Annotated in this window: 27 protein-coding genes and 1 tRNA gene; 8 read left to right on the top strand and 20 right to left on the bottom strand. The window is 55.7% G+C overall.

All coding sequences use genetic code 11. From position 1 onward, the window contains the following. Positions 1-48: 48 nt before the first annotated feature. The 4 genes from purK to ppiB form a co-directional block, all read right to left on the bottom strand. Positions 49-1,116, bottom strand: a complete 1,068-nt coding sequence (purK, locus tag ACOTX5_RS09190) for a 5-(carboxyamino)imidazole ribonucleotide synthase (RefSeq protein ID WP_003858922.1) — start codon at positions 1,114-1,116, stop codon at positions 49-51. Further along, positions 1,113-1,622 carry a 5-(carboxyamino)imidazole ribonucleotide mutase gene (purE, locus tag ACOTX5_RS09185; protein ID WP_006809824.1) on the bottom strand — a complete coding sequence of 170 codons (510 nt, stop codon included), beginning with the start codon at positions 1,620-1,622 and terminating at the stop codon, positions 1,113-1,115. The genes purK and purE overlap by 4 nt, the downstream gene beginning before the upstream one ends. Before the next feature lie 119 nt (positions 1,623-1,741). Then, positions 1,742-2,464 (bottom strand): UDP-2,3-diacylglucosamine diphosphatase, encoded by a 723-nt coding sequence (gene lpxH / locus ACOTX5_RS09180; protein ID WP_017694382.1) that lies wholly within the window; start codon positions 2,462-2,464, stop codon positions 1,742-1,744. Between the two features lie 3 nt (positions 2,465-2,467). Next, entirely contained in the window at positions 2,468-2,962 is a 495-nt protein-coding gene (ppiB, locus tag ACOTX5_RS09175) for a peptidylprolyl isomerase B (protein WP_000256009.1), read from the bottom strand. 175 nt (positions 2,963-3,137) lie between these two features. On the opposite strand from ppiB, the gene cysS reads away from it, so the two are divergent. Next, a complete protein-coding gene (cysS, locus tag ACOTX5_RS09170) occupies positions 3,138-4,523 on the top strand; it encodes a cysteine--tRNA ligase (RefSeq protein WP_017383232.1) in 1,386 nt (461 codons plus the stop codon). Between the two features lie 91 nt (positions 4,524-4,614). Here the strand turns inward: cysS and ACOTX5_RS09165 are convergent, their stop codons facing one another. From ACOTX5_RS09165 to folD, 5 genes are all read right to left on the bottom strand, one after another. Beyond that, positions 4,615-5,136, bottom strand: a complete 522-nt coding sequence (locus ACOTX5_RS09165; protein WP_045911097.1) for a metal-dependent hydrolase — start codon at positions 5,134-5,136, stop codon at positions 4,615-4,617. A 73-nt stretch (positions 5,137-5,209) separates the two neighbouring features. Next, positions 5,210-6,226, bottom strand: a complete 1,017-nt coding sequence (gene malI, locus ACOTX5_RS09160; protein WP_023303216.1) for a Mal regulon transcriptional regulator MalI — start codon at positions 6,224-6,226, stop codon at positions 5,210-5,212. 83 nt (positions 6,227-6,309) lie between these two features. After that, the gene (locus ACOTX5_RS09155) at positions 6,310-7,809 is read right to left on the bottom strand and encodes a PTS transporter subunit EIIC (RefSeq protein WP_003858916.1); all 1,500 of its coding nucleotides are present in this window, start codon (positions 7,807-7,809) and stop codon (positions 6,310-6,312) included. A gap of 282 nt (positions 7,810-8,091) precedes the next feature. Further along, complete coding sequence (ybcJ, locus tag ACOTX5_RS09150) at positions 8,092-8,304, bottom strand: ribosome-associated protein YbcJ (RefSeq protein ID WP_015571224.1); 213 nt, start codon at positions 8,302-8,304, stop codon at positions 8,092-8,094. Between the two features lie 2 nt (positions 8,305-8,306). Further along, the gene (folD, locus tag ACOTX5_RS09145; RefSeq protein WP_006809817.1) at positions 8,307-9,173 is read right to left on the bottom strand and encodes a bifunctional methylenetetrahydrofolate dehydrogenase/methenyltetrahydrofolate cyclohydrolase FolD; all 867 of its coding nucleotides are present in this window, start codon (positions 9,171-9,173) and stop codon (positions 8,307-8,309) included. A gap of 310 nt (positions 9,174-9,483) precedes the next feature. On the opposite strand from folD, the gene fimA reads away from it, so the two are divergent. From fimA to sfmF, 6 genes are all read left to right on the top strand, one after another. Further along, the gene (gene fimA, locus ACOTX5_RS09140) at positions 9,484-10,047 is read left to right on the top strand and encodes a type 1 fimbrial major subunit FimA (protein WP_015571223.1); all 564 of its coding nucleotides are present in this window, start codon (positions 9,484-9,486) and stop codon (positions 10,045-10,047) included. A 69-nt stretch (positions 10,048-10,116) separates the two neighbouring features. Beyond that, a complete protein-coding gene (gene fimI, locus ACOTX5_RS09135) occupies positions 10,117-10,659 on the top strand; it encodes a type 1 fimbrial protein subunit FimI (RefSeq protein ID WP_017383235.1) in 543 nt (180 codons plus the stop codon). Positions 10,660-10,693: 34 nt separating this feature from the next. Beyond that, the gene (gene fimC, locus ACOTX5_RS09130) at positions 10,694-11,386 is read left to right on the top strand and encodes a type 1 fimbria chaperone FimC (protein ID WP_017383236.1); all 693 of its coding nucleotides are present in this window, start codon (positions 10,694-10,696) and stop codon (positions 11,384-11,386) included. A gap of 14 nt (positions 11,387-11,400) precedes the next feature. After that, entirely contained in the window at positions 11,401-13,959 is a 2,559-nt protein-coding gene (locus ACOTX5_RS09125) for a fimbrial biogenesis usher protein (protein ID WP_015571221.1), read from the top strand. Next, complete coding sequence (gene fimH / locus ACOTX5_RS09120) at positions 13,952-14,959, top strand: type 1 fimbria D-mannose specific adhesin FimH (protein ID WP_023296054.1); 1,008 nt, start codon at positions 13,952-13,954, stop codon at positions 14,957-14,959. The genes ACOTX5_RS09125 and fimH overlap by 8 nt, the downstream gene beginning before the upstream one ends. A gap of 9 nt (positions 14,960-14,968) precedes the next feature. Beyond that, positions 14,969-15,490 (top strand): fimbria assembly protein, encoded by a 522-nt coding sequence (sfmF, locus tag ACOTX5_RS09115; protein ID WP_017383239.1) that lies wholly within the window; start codon positions 14,969-14,971, stop codon positions 15,488-15,490. Between the two features lie 50 nt (positions 15,491-15,540). Here sfmF and fimZ read toward each other — a convergent pair whose 3' ends face one another. The 3 genes from fimZ to ACOTX5_RS09100 form a co-directional block, all read right to left on the bottom strand. Then, the gene (fimZ, locus tag ACOTX5_RS09110; RefSeq protein ID WP_003858901.1) at positions 15,541-16,173 is read right to left on the bottom strand and encodes a fimbria biosynthesis transcriptional regulator FimZ; all 633 of its coding nucleotides are present in this window, start codon (positions 16,171-16,173) and stop codon (positions 15,541-15,543) included. An 809-nt stretch (positions 16,174-16,982) separates the two neighbouring features. Then, on the bottom strand, positions 16,983-17,699 hold the full coding sequence (locus ACOTX5_RS09105) for a helix-turn-helix transcriptional regulator (RefSeq protein WP_017383240.1): 717 nt from the start codon (positions 17,697-17,699) through the stop codon (positions 16,983-16,985). A gap of 24 nt (positions 17,700-17,723) precedes the next feature. After that, on the bottom strand, positions 17,724-18,386 hold the full coding sequence (locus ACOTX5_RS09100) for an EAL domain-containing protein (protein WP_017383241.1): 663 nt from the start codon (positions 18,384-18,386) through the stop codon (positions 17,724-17,726). A gap of 303 nt (positions 18,387-18,689) precedes the next feature. Between ACOTX5_RS09100 and ACOTX5_RS09095 the strand changes: the two genes are divergently transcribed. Beyond that, positions 18,690-18,766: transfer RNA gene (locus ACOTX5_RS09095), tRNA-Arg, on the top strand. Between the two features lie 15 nt (positions 18,767-18,781). Here the strand turns inward: ACOTX5_RS09095 and ACOTX5_RS09090 are convergent. From ACOTX5_RS09090 to ACOTX5_RS09055, 8 genes are all read right to left on the bottom strand, one after another. Then, the gene (locus ACOTX5_RS09090) at positions 18,782-19,939 is read right to left on the bottom strand and encodes a tyrosine-type recombinase/integrase (RefSeq protein ID WP_234101237.1); all 1,158 of its coding nucleotides are present in this window, start codon (positions 19,937-19,939) and stop codon (positions 18,782-18,784) included. Then, positions 19,822-20,157 carry a helix-turn-helix domain-containing protein gene (locus tag ACOTX5_RS09085; RefSeq protein WP_071888795.1) on the bottom strand — a complete coding sequence of 112 codons (336 nt, stop codon included), beginning with the start codon at positions 20,155-20,157 and terminating at the stop codon, positions 19,822-19,824. Before ACOTX5_RS09085 ends, ACOTX5_RS09090 begins: the two co-directional genes overlap by 118 nt. Before the next feature lie 8 nt (positions 20,158-20,165). After that, positions 20,166-20,366, bottom strand: coding sequence for a hypothetical protein (locus ACOTX5_RS09080; RefSeq protein WP_063945217.1), 201 nt, complete (start codon positions 20,364-20,366; stop codon positions 20,166-20,168). A gap of 191 nt (positions 20,367-20,557) precedes the next feature. Continuing rightward, positions 20,558-20,914, bottom strand: a complete 357-nt coding sequence (locus ACOTX5_RS09075) for a DUF551 domain-containing protein (protein WP_063848496.1) — start codon at positions 20,912-20,914, stop codon at positions 20,558-20,560. A 9-nt stretch (positions 20,915-20,923) separates the two neighbouring features. Next, positions 20,924-21,163, bottom strand: coding sequence for a DUF4222 domain-containing protein (locus ACOTX5_RS09070; protein ID WP_063937780.1), 240 nt, complete (start codon positions 21,161-21,163; stop codon positions 20,924-20,926). Beyond that, positions 21,141-22,214, bottom strand: coding sequence for a DNA cytosine methyltransferase (locus ACOTX5_RS09065; RefSeq protein WP_063945218.1), 1,074 nt, complete (start codon positions 22,212-22,214; stop codon positions 21,141-21,143). The genes ACOTX5_RS09070 and ACOTX5_RS09065 overlap by 23 nt, the downstream gene beginning before the upstream one ends. Then, positions 22,211-22,870 carry an MT-A70 family methyltransferase gene (locus ACOTX5_RS09060; RefSeq protein WP_063945219.1) on the bottom strand — a complete coding sequence of 220 codons (660 nt, stop codon included), beginning with the start codon at positions 22,868-22,870 and terminating at the stop codon, positions 22,211-22,213. The genes ACOTX5_RS09065 and ACOTX5_RS09060 overlap by 4 nt, the downstream gene beginning before the upstream one ends. Next, complete coding sequence (locus ACOTX5_RS09055; RefSeq protein WP_063945220.1) at positions 22,867-23,019, bottom strand: DUF1317 family protein; 153 nt, start codon at positions 23,017-23,019, stop codon at positions 22,867-22,869. Before ACOTX5_RS09055 ends, ACOTX5_RS09060 begins: the two co-directional genes overlap by 4 nt. Positions 23,020-23,105: the final 86 nt, after the last annotated feature.

Here is a 23,105-nt window from a genome sequence, read left to right as displayed (position 1 = left end):
GGATTGTACGCCGGGGAAGGGGAAGGTCAACTCCCCGGCGAGGGATACTTACTTCAGTTTTGACTGCGCCCAGACAATACCGCTCGCATATTCTGGCGGCAGCAGGGGAACAATCGCTTCCAGCGTGGCGCTCAGGCGGTCCGTGTCGGTATCGTTCAGGTTCAGATGGCCGACCTTACGCCCCGGACGCACCTCTTTGTCGTACCAGTGCAGGTGCACCAGCGGCAGCTTCAGCCAGTTGTAGTTCAGATCGGTGCCGATCAGGTTGATCATCACCGACGGGCTGGTCACCACCGGCTGCGGCAGCGGCAGATCGGTGATGGCGCGCAGGTGCAGCTCGAACTGGCTGATGGAGGCGCCGTTTTGCGTCCAGTGGCCGCTGTTGTGCACGCGCGGCGCAAGTTCGTTGATCAGCAGACCCGACGGCGTGACGAAACACTCCATCGCCATCACGCCCACATAGCCCAGCTCATGCATGATGGCAGAGAGCATCTCTTCCGCCTGCGCCTGCTGGTCAGCATTGGCCTGCGGGAAGGCGACGCTGGTGCGCAGAATCCCGTCCTGATGCAGGTTATGCGTTAGCGGGTAAAAAACGGTGTGCCCGTCATGCCCGCGCGCGCCAACCAGCGACACTTCACCGCTAAAGTTAATGCCCTGCTCAACAATGCACTCGCCGTAGCAGTCGTCCGGCAGCTCGGCGGTGTCGTTCGCGCGCAGGCGCCACTGCCCGCGGCCGTCGTAGCCGCCGACGCGACGCTTCACAATCGCCAGGTCTCCCAGCATCGCAAACACGTCATCCCACTCGCGCTTATCGGAAAGCAGCTGCCACGGCGCGGTCGCGAGGCCGAGCTTGTCGAAAAGCTGTTTTTGCGTGAGACGGTCGGCAATGATCGGGAAGACGTCGCGGTTCACAAAGGCGTTATGGCGCGCCAGCTCGCGGGTCAGGGCGGTTTCCGGCCAGCGTTCAATTTCGGCGGTGATCACGCTCTGATGGAACGGCACGGCTTCCGGCTCGGCATCCAGCCCGACGGGCCAGACGGCAATACCCAGCGGCTCACCGGCCTGACGTAGCATCCGGCCAAGCTGACCATTACCAAGAACGCAAACCTGCTTCATGCTGCACCCCGCGGATCCGGGTTATCCAGCACCTCATCGGTCTGGGCTTTACGCCACTCCGCCAGACGCTGGTGCAAATCTTTATCATGCGTCGCCAGGATCTGCGCGGCCAGCAGGGCGGCATTTGCCGCACCTGCTTTACCAATCGCCAGGGTACCGACAGGAATACCGCGCGGCATCTGGACGATAGAGTAAAGGCTATCCACCCCGCTTAACGCGGCGCTTTGCACGGGAACACCCAGTACCGGCACCAGCGTTTTGGCGGCAATCATGCCCGGCAGATGTGCTGCGCCGCCCGCACCGGCAATGATCACCTCGTAACCGTTCTCTTCGGCGCTTTCGGCGAAGCTGAACAGTTTATCCGGCGTACGGTGCGCGGAAACCACTTCGACGTGGTGCGGAACATTCAGGATTTCAAAGATTTCGGCGGCGAACTGCATGGTAGCCCAGTCGCTTTTGGACCCCATCACGATGGCGACACGCGCCGGATTATTGCGGGAAGACATGCGTCTTAAAACTCCTGTGGTGCGGAACACACTGCTTTCGAGGGCACAGAGAATAGCATGTAATACCGGCAAGGAAAACGGTTGCGTGGTCAGGAAATGAGCGAAAAGACGGGGAGGCGTTAAAACGGGAAGGCGATCAGTTCGACACCTTCCGGCGTAACTTTGACCATCGATCCTTCGCTGTGCCAGGCGCCTAAAACCACGCGATGGGCGGGCTCGCCGTTGGCGATAAGGGAATGCACATCGGGACGATGGGTATGGCCGTGGATCAGCCACTGAACGCGATGCTTCTCCATCACCTTCACCACCGCCTGCGGATTGACGTCCATGATGGTCATCGATTTGCTGCTGTTGGCGGCCTTGCTGCCCGCGCGCATTCTGGCGGCGATGCGGTTGCGGATAAACAGCGGCAGGGCGAGGAACACTTTCTGGATCCACGGGGTGTGAACTTTGGCGCGAAACGCCAGGTAGCCGGTATCGTCAGTGCAGAGCGTGTCGCCGTGCATGATCAGAATATTGCGGCCATAGAGGTTGAGCACCTGCTCTTCCGGCAGCAGCGTCATACCGCTCTCGCGGGCGTAGCGCTGGCCGATCAGGAAATCACGGTTGCCGTGAATGAAATAGCAGGGGACGCCGGAATCCACCAGCACTTTAATGGCCGCAGCTATCTCACGGTGCAGCGGGTTCGGATCGTCGTCGCCTATCCAGGCCTCAAACAGGTCGCCCAGAATGTACAGCGCGTCGGCGCTTTTCGCTTCACCGCGTAAAAAACGCAGAAAACCGGCGGTTATCGCCGGTTCTTCTGTTTGCAGATGCAGATCCGCAATAAAGAGTGTCGCCACGAATTACTCGCTGACGGTCACGCTTGTGATCACAACGTCTTCTTTAGGAACGTCCTGGTGCATACCGCTGCGGCCAGTAGAAACGGCTTTGATCTTGTCGACCACGTCCATTCCTTCAACCACTTCTGCGAATACGCAGTAGCCCCAGCCTTGCAGACTTTCGCCAGAGAAGTTCAGGAAGTCGTTGTCCGCTACGTTGATGAAGAACTGTGCGGTCGCAGAGTGTGGCGCCTGAGTACGGGCCATTGCCAGCGTACCACGGGTGTTTTTCAGGCCGTTGTTCGCTTCGTTTTTGATCGCTTCTTTCGTCTCTTTCTGGCGCATGCCAGGCTCGAAACCGCCGCCCTGGATCATAAAGCCGTTGATCACACGGTGGAAAATAGTGTTGTTGTAGAAACCTTCGCGGCAGTAGTCCAGGAAGTTTTTAACTGTTTCAGGCGCTTTGTCATCAAAGGTTTTGATTACGATATCGCCATGATTAGTGTGGAAAGTAACCATTTTTGCATCCTGTTCCGTTATTGTGGTGCGTCGACCCGTGCTCGGGTCACATATAGGGGCTTGTTATAGCATAACCACAGGACACGATCACCTTGCATTGTGTGCTGACCGTACTCCGAATTATGGGTATTATAAGGAACAAACAATCCACACACGTGTTTACATGGAATCTTCGATGTTAAAAATCTTTAATACAATGACGCGCCAAAAAGAGGAATTTAAACCTATCCATGCCGGGGAAGTCGGCATGTACGTGTGTGGTATTACGGTTTACGATCTCTGTCATATCGGCCATGGCCGTACCTTTGTCGCGTTCGACGTGGTGTCACGCTACCTGCGCTTCCTGGGCTACAACCTGAAGTACGTGCGCAACATCACCGACATCGACGACAAAATCATTAAACGTGCTAATGAAAATGGCGAAAGCTTTGTCGCGCTGGTGGATCGCATGATCGCCGAAATGCACAAGGATTTTGATGCCTTAAATATTCTGCGCCCGGACAGCGAGCCGCGTGCGACCCACCATATCCATGAAATCATTGATATCACCCAAAAGCTGATCGAGCGCGGTCACGCCTATGTGGCGGACAACGGCGACGTGATGTTCTCGGTGCCAACGGACCCAACCTACGGTGCGCTTTCCCGCCAGGATCTGGACCAGCTCCAGGCCGGCGCGCGCGTGGACGTGGTGGACGTGAAGCGTAATCCGATGGACTTCGTGCTGTGGAAGATGTCCAAAGCGGGCGAACCGAGCTGGCCATCCCCGTGGGGCGAAGGGCGTCCGGGCTGGCACATTGAATGTTCCGCGATGAACTGCAAGCAGCTGGGCAACCATTTCGACATCCATGGCGGCGGTTCGGATCTGATGTTCCCGCACCATGAAAACGAAATCGCGCAGTCCACCTGTGCACACGGCGGCGAGTACGTGAACTACTGGATGCACTCCGGGATGGTGATGGTTGACCGCGAGAAGATGTCGAAATCGCTGGGTAACTTCTTCACCGTGCGCGACGTGCTGAAGTATTACGACGCGGAAACCGTGCGCTACTTCCTGATGTCTGGCCACTATCGCAGCCAGCTGAACTACAGCGAAGAGAACCTGAAGCAGGCGCGCGCTGCGCTGGAGCGTCTGTATACCGCCTTGCGCGGCACCGATAAATCTGTTCCGGCCGCAGGCGGTGAGGCGTTCGAGGCCCGCTTCGTTGAGGTCATGAACGACGACTTCAACACCCCGGAAGCCTACTCCGTGCTGTTCGACATGGCGCGTGAGGTGAACCGCCTGAAGTCAGAAGATATGGCGGCGGCCAATGCGCTGGCGTCTCATCTGCGTAAGCTCTCTTCCGTGCTCGGCCTGCTGGAGCAGGAGCCGGACCTGTTCCTGCAAAGCGGCGCGCAGGCGGACGACGGTGAAGTGGCGGAAATTGAAGCACTGATCAAAGCACGTCTCGAAGCGCGTCAGGCGAAAGACTGGGCGGCGGCGGATGCGGCGCGTAACCGTCTGACCGAGATGGGCATTATTCTGGAAGACGGCCCGCAGGGAACCACCTGGCGTCGTAAGTAGGTCCGTAACGCCCGGTGGCGCTAACGCTTACCGGGCCTACAAAATCACGACCGTAGGCCGGGTAAGGCGTAGCCGCCACCCGGCTTTTCTTTTACCTCCGCCTCCACCACAGCAACCCCATCAGCACCATCCCCGGCAGCCACACCCACAGCAGTTCCGAGATAATGACCTCATGCCCGTAGGGCGTGGCGTAGCGCGACAGCGCAAACGGCGCGACCTTGATCACCTGCCACGGCGCAAAGAAGCGCTCATCTGACCAGGGCCACAGCCAGCCGACGCCTTTCCCGCCTGTCGTTATTGAATCCAGCAGGCTGTGCGACAGCAATGATACGGTTAAAAACAGCCAGCACCGCGTCAGGCTGGCTCTGAACCAACGTCGGCCTGCCAGCACGCAGAGTATCGGCACCACCAGGGCAAACAGTAGCGAATGAGTGAAACCGCGGTGGCCGAAAATATTCCCGTAGGCAACACCGAATTTAAACGCCAGTACGTCGGCATCGGGCAGCATGGCGAGGACGATCCCGGCAAACAGCAGGCGGGGTGGGATGACTTTGGTTCCGAGACCTAAGCCCAGACACAGAGGTACGGCAGCGTGGGTGATAACGGTAGGCATTGCATTTATCCATGGCAAATCATGGGAATATAGCAGCAGATTCGCCGCAGCAAACCTGTGCTAAATTCTGATTTTACGCCGATTCCCGCGCGATAAGCTGCCCGGAGAGGGTAATGCGCTGCGTTTGCAGATCCGGCTCTTTCAGCCTGCGGATCATCAGCCCTGCCGCCTGGCGGCCGGTCTCTTCGCTGGCAGACGAAACGTAAGTCAGTGACGGCGACGTGAGATTAACGTGGAGCATATCTTCAAAACCAATCAGCGCAACCTGCTGGGTTAAAAACACGTCTTTACCCACCGTGCGCCCCACCTGGTGAATACCTGAGATTGAACCGATCATCGCGTCCGGTGAATGGCAGAGCAGGGCGGTAATCGTGTTGTTCTTCTCCAGCAGCTGACGAGTCGCCATGGCCGCCGCCTGCGTGTCATCGGTGCAGGCGGGAGAATATTCCTCACGCCAGACCAGGCCGCTCTGCGTCATCGCGCTGCGAAAACCAAGCAGGCGCTGCTCGCGGATACGGCACCCGTCGCGCCCGCCAATGTAGGCGATGTTACGGTGCCCGCGCTCGATAAGATAACGCGCGGCCAGGTTCGCCGCCTGGCGATTATCGCGCATCACCAGGTTGCATTTCTCTTCCAGCAACGACTGCGAAACCGCCACAAGCGGCAGCGGGCAGTGACGAATGTGTTCCGGAAGAGAGGCGGCGCGGGTGTCCGACGCCAGGTAGATGACGCCCGCCACGCCCTGCTGCTTAAATGAGAGCAGGGTACGCTCAAGATGTTCGCCGTCGTTCAGCGGCTGACCGAGAAATACCATATAACCCTGTTTCTCCAGCTCCTGAACGATGCTCGCCATCACCTTGATGGAAAAGCTGTCGCTGAAGTCGCGCAGGATCAGGCCGATTAAGTTGGAGGTGTTGGCGCGAAGATTGGCAGCGGCGACGTTATGAACATAGCCCAGCGTTGTGATGGCGGCATTGACCTTCCCGATCGTCGCCTCTGAGATCTTCCCTTTCTGGCGCAGCACCAGCGAAACGGTAGAAACCGACACGCCCGCATGCTTTGCGACATCAATGATGCTGACTTTCTTCAAAACCGCTCCCTGAAATTTCCCGATTATCAGCCAGATAAGAGGCGTCCCCCAGCGTACAGGAGACGCCTCCTTCAGGCATCTTATTATTTGCCAATCATCGTGGACATGGTCTGGGCGATAAACTGTGCTCTGGCCCCGAAAATCACCTGTATTCCGTTATCGCCAACGAACACCACGCCGCGCGCGCCAAGCCCGTTCAGCCCGTCCCGGTCCACCGCTTCGCTCTTCGCCACTTCCAGACGCAGACGTGTGATGCAGGAGCCGACGGAATCAATGTTCTGCGCACCGCCCAGCAGGCCGATGATTTCGGTGGCAAGTTCGGAATCGGACTTGTCATTCGCGCTGGCGGTCACTTCGGTGCGGCCCGGCGTTTTCACGTCGAAGCGACGGATCACGAAGCGGAAGGTGAAGTAGTAGATCAATGCCATCGGAATGCCGATGATAATGGCGCTCAGGAAGTTGGTCTGATAGCCGTTAAACGACGGCAGGATCCCGAACGACAGGTAGTCGATAAAGCCCGCCGAGAACGACTTGGCGATGTGCGCATGCAGCAGGTACATGGTCATGTACGCCAGGCCCGCCATAATGGCGTTGAAGACGTAAAGGATCGGCGCCACGAAGATAAAGGTGAACTCTACCGGCTCAGTGATGCCCGTCAGGAAGCAGGTGAGGGCCGCAGAGAACAGAATACCGGCCGCGATTTTCTTATTCTTCGTGTGCGCTTCGTGGTACATCGCCAGACACGCCGCAGGCAGTGCGAACAGCATCAGCGGGAACTCGCCCTGCATGAATTTCCCGGCGTTCTGGTAGGTGTCGCTGCTGAAGGATTTCACTCCCTCTTCCAGCATCTTGAACCAGATGGTCTGGTCACCGTGGATCACCTGACCCGCCTGGGTAGTGTAATCCCCGAACGAATACCAGAAGGAGGGATACCAGATATGGTGCAGGCCGAGCGGGATCAACGCGCGCTCCACCAGCCCGAAGATAAAGGTCGAGGCCGCCTGGTTATCGCCGTTCACCACCACGGACAGGGCGTCGATCCCGGATTGAATATGCTGCCAGACGTACGGCAGCAGCAGGCCGAGCAGGAACGACAGAAACGCCGTCGCAATCGCCACAAAGCGCTTGCCGGAGAAGAAGCCGAGGAACTCCGGCAGCTGCATGGTGTGGAAGCGGTTGTAACACCAGGCCGCAAGAATACCGCAGATCAGGCCGCCAAAGACGCCCATCTGCAACGTCGGAATGCCAACGACCATGGCGTATTTGCCGCCCTGAGAGGCCATTTCCGGCGTGATGCTCAGCACGGTGCTGATGGTGATGTTGGTGACAAACACGGAGACCGCCGCAGAGAGTGCGGCAATGCCGGATTCCGAAGCCAGTCCGACGGCAGAGCCGATGGCGAACAGCATCGGCAGGTTATCAAAGATAACCCCGCCGGCGTTCATCATCAGCGGCAGATGGAACTTATCGCCGAAGGCCAGCAGCAGGCCCGCAGCGGGAAGCAGTGAAATTGGCAGCATTAAGGCGCGACCAATCATCGATAACTTAGACAGCGATTTAACAAACCCTGATATCAGGCTCATGCTGATTTCCCCCGATTAGCGCTTTTTTCGCGCTGTTATTGTAAGTAGAACGTTTTAGTAGAACGTTCTACTTATCGTGGGGAAAGTCTGAAAATCGCGCAACTTAATTTTCACATTTCGCCAGAGGGAATAGTGATTATTTGAAGTTGATCGATAATTAACCGTGATGGGTGTGAGGGGATTGTGAGAGAAATTGCCGGGTGGCGGCTTCGCCTTACCCGGCCTACAAACGGAGACAGTACGTAGGCCCGGTAAGCGCAGCGCCACCGGGCATCAGACAGCTCAGGCCGTCACGGTCACGCTCTGTCCTGCGAAGCTCACGGTCTGACCCGCGACAATTTTGCAGCGCTTGCGGGTTTCCACCGAGCCGTCTACTTTTACCTGCCCGTCGGCGATGACGATCTTCGCCTGCGCGCCGCTTTCGCTCCAGCCTTCCAGCTTCAGCAGATCGCACAGTTCAACGTGCGGGTGTTTACCTAAAGAAAAAGTTGCCATGATTACGCGTCCTCTACGTCGTGATACTCCTCGCACGCCTGCAAGGTATTCTGAATCAGTGTTGCTACCGTCATCGGGCCTACGCCGCCCGGGACCGGAGTGATATAGGATGCGCGCGCTGCGGCATCTTCATACACCACGTCGCCGACCACTTTGCCGTTTTCCAGACGGTTAATACCCACGTCCACGACGATTGCGCCCTCTTTGATCCACTCGCCCGGAATAAAGCCCGGCTTGCCGACCGCAACGATCAGCAGATCGGCGTTTTCGACGTGGTGACGCAGGTTTTTAGTGAAGCGGTGGGTAACGGTGGTGGTACAGCCCGCCAGCAGCAGCTCCATGCTCATCGGGCGGCCCACGATGTTGGAGGCGCCAATCACCACGGCGTTGAGGCCATAGGTATCGATGTTATAACGCTCCAGCAGCGTCACGATGCCGCGCGGGGTGCACGGACGCAGGCGCGGCGCGCGCTGGCACAGTCGGCCTACGTTATACGGATGGAAACCGTCAACGTCTTTGTCCGGCGCGATGCGCTCCAGCACCTTCACGTTGTCAATGCCCGCAGGCAGCGGCAGCTGAACCAGGATGCCGTCGATCTCTTTATCGGCATTCAGAGTGTCGATCAGTTCCAGCAGTTCCGCTTCGCTGGTGGTTTCCGGCAGATCGTAAGAGCGGGAGACGAACCCCACCTCTTCACACGCTTTGCGTTTGCTGCCGACATAAATTTGCGAAGCCGGGTTGCTGCCAACCAGCACAACGGCCAGCCCGGGGGCGCGAAATCCGGCGGCTTTACGCGCCTTCACTTTTTCCGCAACCTCAGAGCGCACCTGCTGCGCAATCGTTTTACCGTCAATAATCTTTGCTGCCATCAGAGAGAAGATTCCGTCTGTAACGTTAGAAAGGAGGGATTGCCTGTATTTTGTCAGAAGCGAGCGCCGCTGTCAGTCACCCTTTACGAGATTTCATCGATGTCCCGCAAAATCCCTTCTCACGGCATGGTCAATTTCTTAGAGGTGATTAGGATGTGACCTGGCAAAATGGCAGCGTTTTGACATATTACAAAATAAATTCCTGAGCTACTTTGTCCTCTCCGAAATAAGCCTTCAATTTTTTAATTGATCGTATTTCTTATTCCCGAATATGCGCGGGAAGGGTTATTTACATTTTAAAGGAATAGACATGAAACTCAGCAACATTGCTTCTACTGTTATTGCAACTCTGGCCCTGGTCGCGGGTGCCGCTCACGCAGAAGATACTACCACGCCTGTATCTGTAAACGGTGGTACGGTGCATTTTAAAGGTGAATTAGTGAATGCCGCGTGTTCAGTGAATACTGACTCTTCAGAGCAGACGGTTAATCTTGGCCAGTACCGTACCGCGAAATTCACTAAAGTAGGTGACACCACCTCCAATATTCCGTTCACCATCGAACTGAACGACTGCGATCCTGCGGTAGCGAAAACCGCTGCTGTCGCGTTTACCGGCCAGATCGACGCCACCGACAAAACGCTGCTGGCGGTAAGCTCCGGTAATAACGACAACTCCGCGAAGGGCGTGGGTATTGAGATCCTCGACAGCAAATCCTCCACGCTGACCCCGGACGGCGCCACCTTCTCTGCGGCGCAGAACCTGATTGAAGGGACTAACACCCTGAACTTCACCGCGCGCTATAAAGCCACGGCGGCGACCACCGAGCCAGGCCAGGCAAACGCGGACGCAACATTCGTAATGAAATACGAGTAATGCCTGAGTACAGGGATGTGGCTGGCCTCAGGGAAGAGGTCTTTTGATCGCCTATACCGGGAGCGAAGGATGACAAGGACTGGGATACTGCTGTGTGCCCTTGCGATTGCCTCAGCGGTAAACGCACATACCGTGGTCATAGACGGCGGCAAAGTACACCTCAGGGGAGAGCTGGTTAACGGCGGCTGCGCCGTGGCCCCGGACAGCCAGAATATGCGCGTGGATATGGGGCAATACCGCACAAACGCCTTTTCCGGCGTCGGCAGCTTTTCCACGGTTAATGTGCCTTTCACCGTACGTCTGCTGGATTGTAGCGTGGACGTCTCCCGCACCGTGGGGATCCAGTTCCAGGGAGTGACACCGGCAGAAGACCCGCAGGTTTTCCTGGCGACATCGCGGCCGGGGGAAAATGCGGTCAGCAGTGGTGTCGGGCTGGCGCTTTTTGACGAACAGCAACGTCAGATCATCCCGAACGCGACGGCGGTGAGCTGGTTACCCATTGACACCCGCGAGCTGGTATTTCATTTCAGCGCCCGCTACCGGGCAATTTCCGAACACCTTGTACCAGGCACTATTCAGTCGAATGTCTGGTTTACGTTGATTTATCCCTGACGCCTGCGAACTAATTATTAAAGGTACGGTTGTGATGAACACCCTGATTAAACCTGGACTGTTTTTATCTTTTATTTTGATGATGGTTTCTGCCAGCGCGAATGCGTCCGGCGGAATTGCGCTGGGCGCGACGCGCGTTATTTATCCGGCCGATGCCAAACAAACGTCGCTGGCGATCACCAACAGCAATAAACAAGAGCGCTATTTAATTAACGCGTGGATAGAAAATGCCAACGGGCAAAAGGAAAAAACCTTTGCCGTCACGCCGCCGCTGTTTGTCAGCGAGCCGGCCAGCGAAAACACCCTGCGCATTATCTACGCAGGCCCGGCGCTGCCTGCCGATCGCGAATCGCTCTTTTACATGAACGTCAAAGCGATTCCCTCCGTCAGCAAAAAACATCAGGACGGCAACAACGTCCTGCAACTGGCTATTCTGTCACGCATCAAGCTGTTTGTTCGCCCGGCTAACCTGGCGATGCCGCCGGAAGAGGCGCTCTCACAGCTGCGTTTTGAGCGCGTCGGCAACCATCTTAAGGTGAGCAATGCCTCGCCGTATTACGTCACGCTGGTCAATCTGAAGCTCGGCGGACAGACGCTGGATAACCTGATGGTTGCTCCTAAAAGCTCGGCGCAGCAGGTGCTGCCTGCCGCTGCGAGCGGCACGCTCTCCTGGCAGAGTGTGAATGACTATGGCGCCATTACGCCGGCGCGTAGCGTCAGCCTGTGAGCAGAGACAGGGCGATGAACACTCAATGGCGTTACTGCCCGGTTGCGCTGGCACTGATGGCAACGCTCTGGCCACTCGCTGGCTGGGGCGAAAGCTACTTTAACCCGGCGTTTCTCTCCGATGACACGGCGAACGTGGCGGATTTGTCGCGTTTTGAAAAAGGCCACCAGCAGGCACCGGGCGTCTATCGCGTCGATATCTGGCGTAACGATGAGTTTATCGGCACGCAGGACGTGCGGTTTGAGCAAGCTGACAACACGCCGCCGGTCGCGGGTGGTTTGTCGCCGTGCATTACGCGCGCGATGCTCGATCGCTTTGGCGTCAATATCGCCGCCTTCCCGGAACTGAGCAACGTGCAGGGCGATACCTGCGTTCCGCTCACCACGGCTATTCCGGGCAGCGAAACGGCGTTCAACTTCGCCTCGTTGCGCCTGAACGTCAGCCTGCCTCAGGTGGCGATGCAAAACAGCGCCCGCGGGTATATTCCGCCTGAACAGTGGGATGAAGGCATCCCCGCCGCGCTGCTGAACTACAGCTTTACCGGCAACCGGGGCAGCGACGACGACAGCTACTATCTGAACCTGCAAAGCGGGTTGAACTATGGCGCCTGGCGATTACGCAATAACGGCGCGTGGCGTTATACCGAAAGCAACGGCCAGCGGCACAGCAGCTGGCAAAATATTGGTACCTGGGCGCAGCGTACGATCATCCCGCTGAAAAGCGAGCTGGTGCTTGGCGACAGCAACACCGGTAACGATGTCTTCGACAGCGTTGGTTTTCGCGGTGGTCGCCTCTATTCGTCCGACAGTATGTACCCGGACAGCCTGCAAGGTTACGCGCCTACCGTGCGCGGAATCGCCCGCACCCCTGCCAAAGTGGTGATCCGCCAGAACGGATACGTGATTTACCAGAGCTATGTGCAGCCGGGGGCTTTTGCGATAACTGATCTTAACCCGACCTCCTCAAGCGGTGACCTGGAGGTGACGGTGGAAGAGAAGGACGGCAGCCAGCAGCGCTACACCGTCCCGTATTCCACCGTTCCGCTGCTCCAGCGTGAAGGACGCTGGAAATACGATCTGGTGGCAGGGGACTATCGCAGCGGCAACAGCGAGCAGGACACGCCGTTCTTTACTCAGGGTACGATGATTGCGGGTCTTGCCGACGGCTACACGCTGTACGGCGGAACGCAGCTGGCCTCGCGCTATACCGCCATCGCCATTGGCGCGGGTAAAAACCTCGGTGACTGGGGGGCGGTTTCACTTGATCTCACCCATGCCCGCAGCCAGCTTGCCGATGACAGCCGCCATGAAGGGCAGTCCCTGCGGTTCCTGTACGCAAAATCCCTTAACGGATTCGGCACCAACTTCCAGCTGCTGGGCTATCGCTACTCGACCAAAGGCTTCTACACCCTCGACGATGTGGCCTGGCGCACAATGGAAGGCTACCAGTATGGCGACGATCAGGACGATGACGGCGTGCCGGACGTGCAGAGCTATCACAACCTGACGCTGAATAAAAAAGGGCGTTTCCAGCTCAATATCTCCCAGTCTCTCGGCGATTACGGCTCGGTGTACGTGTCGGGCAGCCAGCAGAGTTACTGGGGCACCAGCGAATCCAACGTCTGGTATCAGCTTGGCTACGCGGGCGGGGTGAAAGGGGTCAGCTACGCCTTATCCTGGTCGTGGAACAAGGCCGTCGGCATTGACGGAACCGACCGGATCGCCTCGTTCAACGTCTCCGTCCCGTTCAGCCTGTTCACCCGTCACGGCTACCGTCGCGATAACGCGATCGACCGGGCCTATGCCACAGCCTCTGCCAGCCGTAACAGCGACGGTGATACCAGCTGGCAGACCGGGATCAGCGGAACGCTGCTCCAGGATCGTAACCTGAACTACAGCGTCACGCAGGGTCACACCAGCAATAACGGTGCCAGCGGCAGCGCCAGCGCTAACTGGCAGGCAACGTACGGCACGCTGGGCGTGGGCTACAACTACGCCCGGGATCAGCACGACCTCAACTGGCAGCTCTCCGGCGGCGTGGTAGGGCATTCAGACGGCATCACATTCAGTCAGCCGCTGGGCGATACCAACGTCTTGATCAAAGCGCCGGGCGCGTCAGGCGTGAGCGTCGAAAACCAGACCGGCGTCAAAACAGACTGGCGTGGCTATGCGGTGATGCCGTACGCCACGGTGTACCGTTACAACCGCGTGGCGCTCGACACCAACACCATGAGCAACAACACCGACATTGAAAATAACGTTTCCAGCGTCGTGCCGACGAACGGTGCGCTGGTGCGCGCCAGTTTTGACACCCGCATCGGCGTGCGTGCGCTGCTCACCGTGAAGCGTGATAACCAGCCTGTACCGTTTGGGGCGGTGGTGCGTGAGACGCAGAGCGGCGTAACCAGCATGGTGGGAGATGACGGTCAGATTTACCTGAGCGGGCTGCCGCTGAGCGGAGAACTGCTGATTCAGTGGGGAGACGGGAAACAGTCCCAGTGTCGTGCGCCCTACAGCCTGCCAGAACAAAGCCTGCAACAGGCGATCACACTTAAGGGGATCCGCTGTGAATAAAATCCATTATCTGGGGCTATCCCTGCTGGCGTTTTTTCCGCTATCTGAGGCCTTCGCCACGGTCTGCGTCAATGAAAATGGCGTGCCGACGGAGGTGTATTACGACCTGACGGATAAATTTAACAGCTCCAATAACCAGGTGGGGCAGATTGTCACGCTCAGCGAGAAGTCCCAGTGGGTGGGCGTCAACGCCGTCTGCCCTAAGGGAACGTCCGGGAACACCACCAAGCGCAGCTATGTTACCGATTTCCCTGTTACGGGCACCAGCGATGGCTACCAGTATCTGAAGCTAAACGACTATCTGGACGGGGCGATGAAAATTACCGACAGCTACGCTGGCACGTTTTATCCGCCCAAAAGCTACATTCAGATGGGGAGCCACCCGAATGTGTCTAAAAACAAACCGTTTGGCGTACAGGATTCCAGCCTCGTCTTCCGGCTTAAAGTGACCCGACGCTTTATCAATATGGTGGTGATCCCCCGGGCGACCATGTTCCGGGTTTACGTCACCACGACCTCCTCGGATCCGCTCACCACGCCGGTTTATACCATCAGCTACAGCGGGACTATTCAGGTACCTCAGAGCTGTGAAATTAATGCCGGGAATGTGGTGGAGTTCGATTTCGGAGACATCGGCGCCTCCCTGTTCAGTAAAGCAGGCATCGGGAATAAGCCGGAGGGGATCTCAGCGCAAAGCAAAACCATCGGCATCAAATGCACCAACGTCGAGGCGAACGCCATGCTCACGATGCGTGTTGAAGCGGAGAAGGTTTCAGGCAGTACGCTGGTTTCCGATAACGCGGATGTGGGTTTTGTGATTGCCAACAGTAATGGCGTGCCGCTGACGCCCAACAACCTGACCAGCAAAATCCCGTTCCGTCTGGACGACAGCGCTCAGGCGCAGGTGGGGATCCGCGCGTGGCCCGTCAGCGTAACCGGTAAAAAACCTGCCGAGGGGCGTTTTACCTCTCGCGGCTATTTACGCGTCGACTACGACTAAGGAACAGGTATGCGAAACGGAATGCGGTATTTAGCCGTCGCTCTCTTTGCGCTTTGCTCCCCTGCACACGCAGAGACGGCGCTTGGGGAAATTAACATTCAGCTCTACGGCAATATCGTGGATTTTACCTGCGTGGCGGAGGGGGACGACAGCAATAAAACCGTCACGCTCGGCACCTGGCCCACGAAACAGCTTCGCACAACGGGGAGCCGGACGCAGCCTGTACCGTTCACCCTGAAGCTGACCGGATGTCCGCCGGGGGCGGCTTCGGTCACATTTACGGGGAAGATGGACGGGCATGATAATAGCCTGCTGGCGCTGAATGATGCCAGCGCGGCCAGCAACGTGGCCGTAGAGATCCTCGACCGGGATAAAACGCGCCTCGCGTTGCAGCAGACCAGCCAGACGGTGGCGGTAGATGCGCAGGGAAATGCCGAACTGTCGTTTTATGCCAATTATATCGCCACGGCGGATAACCCGCAGCCGGGACGGGCTGACGCCGATGCAACTTTCATGATTAATTATAATTAATCGTATCCACTCTCCCTGTAACGGTTATATGTTGCAGGGAGAGGGTAGGATTATAGTAATTCGTGCGCCTTCGCGTAATCAATTAATTCAACGATACTTTGCACGCCCAGCTTGGAAAAGATATTAGACTTATGGGCGCTAATTGTTTTGTTGCTAAGTAATAATTGATCCGCAATCTCCTTATTAGATAATCCGTTCGCCAGATATCGCAGAACCGTCACTTCACGATTCGATAACGGCATATCCACGGCGGCGCCCGTCCGCGAGCCCAGGTGGTTTATAAAACTCAATGTTTCTGAGGGGAAGAAGGAATAGCCCGTCAGGATCATTTCCACCGCGTTATAAATTTCCCCCAGATCTTTTCGCTTACTGACAAAACCATTTGCCCCGGCGCGGATGGCGCGTCCTGCGTAGAAGGCTTCAGATTTCGAAGAGAGGAAAAGAACCTTAATGTCTTTATTTAAGTTCCTGATTCTTTTCAGTAATACGAACCCATCCGTGCCCGTCATTTCAATATCGAGAATGACCAGGTCAATGGGGTGGTTGCGTATACAGTCAAGCACCTCGTGGCTGTCGCCTGACTTCAGTTTGACCTGGATGTTTTTATTTTTCTGTAGCAGGACTTCTATCGACATTCTGACGATAGGGTGTTCGTCCATAATGATAACGGATGCCGGTTTCATTTTTTATGCCTCAGATTGTTAAAAGCGTTATGCTGAGTTTTGTTAAAACTCTCGAAAAGCCGGAAGGATAATTGCGCAGATCCTTGTACGGTAAATGTCCCTGGGAAGAGCGAAAGCATCCTTGTTTACGTAGTGGTGATATCAATGCCTCAGCGCAGTTATCTCATAAGGCTGGTTATGGCAAAATGATTTTTCTTATTCGCGTGTCAAACACGTCTTATTATACCGTTTAAGTATTGTCCGAAAAGCCTGTAAATTAATATCCATATATTGCTGATTATTATGTTCTGGATCTGAATCACTAACTTTTTAAAATTAGCAAAAATGTCCTGATATTGCATTTACCACACACTTTCATCTTTATGTAATAACAAAAAATAAACGATTTTACTGTATGTTAAATGAATGTTAACAGCGAGCAGGCTGTGACAACCAGCATCCCGCCTGCCTGCCATCCCTGAAATCCGCCATTTCGTGCGTCATCTCTCCGTTTCAAACGCCTCCTGGCAAATTGCCGTTCCCAACAACAGAACAGTACTATCTGCTGTTTTCTTCACCTCTCATCGCATTCTTTTACAGGTGAATCGCTTGTTTTTACACCATTATCATCCTGTTAACTGAAGCGCCAGAACCTTAACGCATGGATAAAATCACTCTCGTTGAGCGTACCGGCAGCATTTCGCATGGTTTAAGACCTGGAATTAGGAATAGTTATAAAATCGAAAGTTTTGTTAAAAAACACAAAAATTTAACATACATCCTAAGTAATTTCCTAAAGGTCTTTAGGAATTAAGAAGTTACTGAATACGTTAATACGTGAAATCTGAGAGGTTGTTGAGAAGATGTAGCAACTCATGACGATGATTCAGCCCAAGTTTCGCCAGGATGCAGCTGAGACGGTAAATAATGCGGCTGTAGGGGCGGTTCTGTAACTGCGCGATCTGCCGCAAGGAGCTCCCCTGCGACAGCGCCTGTAAGATCGGCCATTCATCCCGTGAAAACCACTCTTTGCGGTTGCCGGCCGGTGACGGTGCTTCCAGCAAGGTTTGTTGCATAGCCAGCGCCGTTAGCTGGCGTTCAAGCACATGAAAAGGGCCAGCCGCTTTACAAAACAGGCGAGCATCATAATCATCGGCGCGGACGAGCAGGTAGGGTGTCAGGTAGGGGGCGAACAGGCTGTGGCGGCGTAATCGGTCCAGCAGGTCGATGAGCGGCGAGGCGCGGCTCTCAATGTCTATTACCAGACGCGATGAAGGCCAGTGATTTAAATCACTGAGGGCGGCTTCCAGCGTGGAATAGTCGCAGCAATTGCTCAGGGGCGACTGCCCGCTCAGTAAACCGGAACGGAAAAAATTATCCTGTGTGACCAGAATGATAAAGGGAGCATCGGTTTTGCGGGTCTGGTTGATTGACTGGCTCAAATATTCGAGACGATCAAAAAATGGGAGAGCAAAAGGCGAGTGCGTAGAACCCAGTGAATCACTTCCTGTCCGACGACGCCGGTAACGGCGCACTGTCATTCGCATAGCTTCCCTCTTGGCGATGACCGTTCAGTCCTCCTGCCATCTCCAGGATGGCCAATAATATCCCTGACCGAAGCGCGCGCCAGCATGAAGCGCGCAAGTACGGTCCCGTTCTGTTTCAATGCCTTCAATAAGCACATTCGCAGCGATTTTTGAACAAAGGGTGACCAGCTGTGTCAGCGCCTGCGTTTCACGTAAACGCCAGAAAGCGATCTTATCGATTTTTATTCCGCTTAATGGCAGGCGGCAGGATAAAAATGCTTGTCCTGACGCTTCATCAATATCATCCAGCCAGATCCGGTGTCCTCGCGCGGTCAACTGCTGAAGCGCACAACTCACCCTCAGACGCGCCGGGTCTGAGAGTGTAAAGAACGAGGCAGGCTCCACGAGTTCAATGTTCAGCGGTGGGCTGTTAAGTTGCAGTAAACGCTGAAACATTTCCGGTATGGTCAGAACGGTTATCGGCAAATTTATGAAAAGGTTGTCACAGGGGAAGGGGTTTTTTAACGCGGCGATCTGTGCTTCCAGCAGCATAAGCGCCCGGGCGGCGGACCAGTCCTGGAAAAAGCTTTCGTTTTGCTGATGCGGCGACAGCACACTGAGCACTTCGGCCCCCACCGTGCGCGAAGATGAGAGGGCGACAATGGGTTCAAGCTTAATGCCTGTAATATCGTGTGAGATGTGCTGCACGCACGAGGGAAAACCTGTCTGGTCTGGCGCTGTCACTCCGTCGTCCTGTTCACTTCCAGCCTCCAGGCGGCCGGGTTACCGCAGGACAGTGTGAAGGTGAAGTAAACAGGAAAACAGCAGGCGTTACTTAAAAGCGGCTAAGCCTTTTCGCAGCCCGTAAAAGAGGGATAAATGTTGAAAAAACAGCCGTATTTACAATCAGCTAGTCATTATCGCCAGAGAAGGCGGAAAAGGCATTGACTCACTACACATTGACCGTATAATTCCAGGCGTTTCACCACCGCGAAGTACACTCTTCTCCGTGCGCCCTTAGCTCAGTTGGATAGAGCAACGGCCTTCTAAGCCGTAGGTCGTAGGTTCGAATCCTACAGGGCGTGCCATTAAATATCAGGCACTTACGCCAGTTTCAAACCAGCCTGATTTTCTCCTTGTGTCGTAATTGTGTCATGATTGCCAAAAATGGCATCAATTTTCCGTGCATGTTCGCTTAAATGGTTTGGTGCCAGGTGAGCGTATCGACGGACCATTTCGATTGACTCCCAGCCTCCCATTTCCTGAAGAACTGACAGCGGAACGCCGGACTGGATTAACCAGCTCGCCCAGGTATGGCGGAGGTCGTGAAAACGGAAATCCTCAATCCCCGCTTTTGCCAGGCCAATTCGCCAGGCGCTGTTATCATCCACACGCATTTTCCTGACCGCCGGAGTGACAGTTTTATCCGGGCGCGTTGATGGCTTCGTGTGAACGAATACCCACCTTGAACTTTTACCAATCTGATCCCTTAATACCCTGCATGCGGTATCATTCAGAGCCACGCCGATAGCCTTGCCCGCCTTCGCGTTCTCCGGATTTACCCATGCAACCTTTCTCTGCATATCAACTTGCTGCCACTCCAGATCAATAATGTTGGAGCGGCGCAGGCCGGTTGCCAGTGCAAATATCACCACCGGCTTTATCGACTCCGGCATGCAGGCAATTAACCTTTCTGCCTCGTCCCTGGTCAGCCATCGGATGCGTTTGCTGATCGGCTTTTTGGTTTTTATAACCGGGGCCGTTTTAATCCAGCCCCAGTCATTTGCCGCAGCCTTGAACAGAGATCGCATGAACGAAAGGTGCTGGCTCTTTGTGGCCTGGCTTACCGGCTTCTCAACATACGGAGGCGGTTCCTTCCCCCGGCGTATAGCCGCGTCCCTGCGCGACTCCCAGACCTGAATATGCTTACGGTTGACCATCTTCGAAACAGCCTCATGAACCTGATCAGCTGTGATGGTTGAAATATCCCGGCCGGAGAAATGCCGCAAGAAATATTCTATTTTGGTTTTATCGTCATCGAGGGACCGCTTATGCTCCTTCTCGCGGATCCACCTGATGCAACATTCCTCAAACGTCCTCGTCGGCAACTCTCCAATTTTATCAACCCGCCACGCTTCTGCCTTCAGCTTGTCGTGCAACTCCTGCGCTTGTTTCTTGTCCCCCGTACCAAGAGATCGTCTAATTCTTTTCCCTGACGGCGTAACGAAATGACAGTGCCAGATGCCGCCTCTGAGGGTGATTGACATAAAATTTCTCCTTTATGTTCACCCGCGCTCGCGGAAACAGGATCGCGCGGGTCATGTAAATACGCAATACAGGCGACGTCGGTCGTGCGGTATTTGTTTCCGATCTTCTTCCCGGCGAGCTGGCCTGAGTCGATGAGCCGATAGACAGTCCTTGGTGAGACCTTCAGGAGCTTTGCCGCCTTTTGCGCAGTGAGTGGCTCTGCTGTAACCATCTCCCCTCCTATGACATCTTTTTATAAAACCGCGGGCCGTCTGGCGTGGCCGAGCGTAATTCGTTTTCCGAGTGCACTGAATAATTCCCGTCATCCCAACGCACCCAGGCTTTTGGATGATCGCCTTCCGGCTCCAGTTGGCTATCCACCACGCCATGTATACCGCCGGTCTTCTTCTGGACTAATGCGCCCACATTAAAAGCAGCCATTGCACACCTTCCGGTTCGTGAAGCAATGAGATGAGAGCACCCAGCGCCATAAGTGCGGCGATGAGCCAGGTCATGGGGTTTGATTGCATGGTGAACTCCCAAAAAGAATGCCCTCACAGTGGAGGGCAAAAGGGATTACGAGGCAGTGCTTTCGCACCCAATAGCCAGCTCATAACTGGCTATCAGTTGTGTCAGGCTGAAGGGGATGGGTATGGAAGCCACTCTTCGATTCGAACGTCATCATGCTCAATGCCTTCGATCTGGAAAACCCACTGCCACTTTCCTGTGGGGCCGGAAACGCTCTGCCATTCAGCCCGCCAGGCAATAAGCACGCCCTCACCATTGAGATCGTTAACCAAAACCTGTTCATGTGTTTCTGGAAGACGTTCGGCGCATTTGATCCATGCCATATCTGTGCTGAGTAAAGGGGAAATTCGTGAGAGAAGCGTTTTCTGCGCCTCCTCAATAGTCACCGGCTCGCCGGGGCTGCCAAAAATAGCAAAGAAGTCACTTATTTCTGACTCAACGAGTTGTTTCATTGTTGCCATAATTACTCCTCATGCCGCACGCTGGGCGCGCAGCTTCTTCAGGTGTTCTGCTGTTTCGATTTCTTCAGCGATCCGCTCGGCCTCTGCTTTGGTCAGCGGCTCGAAATCCTGATTAAAGCGGCCCATGCTAGCAATGCAGGTGCGGCCGTTGCGGATGTAGTGGATGACTTCGTGGGTAGCGCGGAGGATTTTGCAGGGCGCGCCGTGGGGATCGGCATACCAGGTATTAGGCTGTATTATCCTGAACATTGGCTGACTCCATATAGGCGCTGATGAATGCCGCCGCTGCCTGTGCGTTTATGGCGTTACCGTAACCTTTGAGTCTGCCGACGCGGTTGCTGCTTGCCACTCTTGCCACCCCGGACTCGACACGTCCCAGGCGTGCGGCAGCCCCATCAACCAACGGGAATGTGCCGGGTTCAACTGGACGCCATTTTCCATCTCGACAAAGAAGCCAGTCCGCATCTCGCCAAAAACCGTTAACCTCAAGGGGCCGCATGTATAAGCCTGCCTCGGTAACTGATCCAGTCTGTCCTTCCCGTCCCGCTGCGCAGTCATTCCCGCCGAGTCCTTCCAGTCGCGTGACGTTGGCGTTACCCAACCCGCTAGCAATACCGATCCCGGCAGCTTCAGGCAGACCTTCGGCGTCCCGTCCTGATTCTTTCCGCTGTAGCAATGAGTCGATCCGGTTGAATCGTTCGCCACTGGCGTTTGCCATCCCGTCAATCGAGCCGCTCCGGAGACGTGTTGCAGACCACGCTTCGTCTCCGGCTGCGGATTCGTGTTCGCTACAGGCGTGGGCCACCCAATAAGCTCGCTCTCTGATGTGCGGAGCACCGATGCCCGCTGACGTAAACGGCACAAGCCCGAAGGCGTATCCCATTCCTTCCAGGTCAGCTTGTACAAGGTCGAACCATGCGCTTGCGTTACCGCTTGCAACCTGTTCGCCAAAGACATGCTGAGGTCTGCGCTCGCTGATGAGGTGGAAGAAGTGAGGCCAAAGGTGCCGCTCGTCAGCAAACCCATCTCCTTTGCCTGCCGCGCTGAAAGGCTGGCACGGACAGGAGCCGGTCCAGACTGGTTTATCGTCAGGCCATCCGGAGAGGCGCAGGGAATGAGACCAGACGCCAATTCCGGCGAAGAAGTGGCATTGCGTGAAGCCTCGCAGGTCGTCAGGTGTGACATCTTCAATACTCCTTTCATCAACTTCGCCTGGTGCGATATGGCCGCCTGCGATTAAGTTCCGAAGCCACTGGGCAGCGAACGGGTCGATTTCGTTGTAATAAGCTGCTGGCGTCATGCGGCCTCCGTCTTAACAACATCGATGGCGCAGCCGGGCAGCAGTTCCACCGCTGCGGTGGCGCACTGGTTTCCCCAGTGGTGCCAGCCCGGCGCCGCGCTGCGGCTAAAAAGCTCAATCCGCGGCACATCTCCGTAGAGCAGTTCCAGGCGGTGGCGAACTTCCCACGGCTTTTCGCTGTGCGCACCGAGCGGGCTATATACCACCTGCTTAATTCCGGCGTGCTTTCGCGCCAGCCCGGCGCCGCGGGTGGCAATCAACAGGTCTTCGGTGTTGGCCCGGGTGTGGTTTCCGCCGTTCATGCGCGTCTCGGCGTTAAGCAGATCGAGGAAGTCGTAAAAGTCGGTGACTTCACCCTCGGACAGAGCCTTGTTGATGCGCAGTTCGGCATTCTGATTCAGCTTCACCCAGGTAAACCCTTTCATCGTGCGAACGGTAAAGCCCCAGGCCTCTGTCAGTTCGATAGCCTCCTGGTTATGCGTGCCGGTGTACCACATCGCCAGCACCGCATTTTCGGCGGCAAGCTCCCACACTGGCAGACGCTTGATGTCGATTAACTTCATTGTGGTGTAGTGGTCTGCGGCTGCTCCGTTACTGATGGTGTTGCCGTAAGACCATGGCGGATCGACATACAGAAGTGAGTATTTCGCTGTCATGCCGCCTCCTGCCTTTCTCGATATTCCTCAGCGAGCCGCTGCGCCTTTAATGGATTGCTGACCACTTCACCCCAGGGCATTAGCCAGCCTTTACCAATGAAGGGAAGGCACATAGGGCCAACCCTGATGTCGTCGTGAGCGTGAGTCATTAGTCACTCCTTGAAGCACCGCCAAGACCTTTGCGGTTGTCATTCAGATATGGATCACATGGCCTGTAAGTCGATGGTTTTGCCGG

The organism is Enterobacter cloacae complex sp. IR5441, from assembly GCF_049238215.1.
Classification (GTDB): Bacteria; Pseudomonadota; Gammaproteobacteria; order Enterobacterales; family Enterobacteriaceae; genus Enterobacter; species Enterobacter hormaechei_C.
This window is presented reverse-complemented; position numbering and strand designations above follow the sequence as displayed.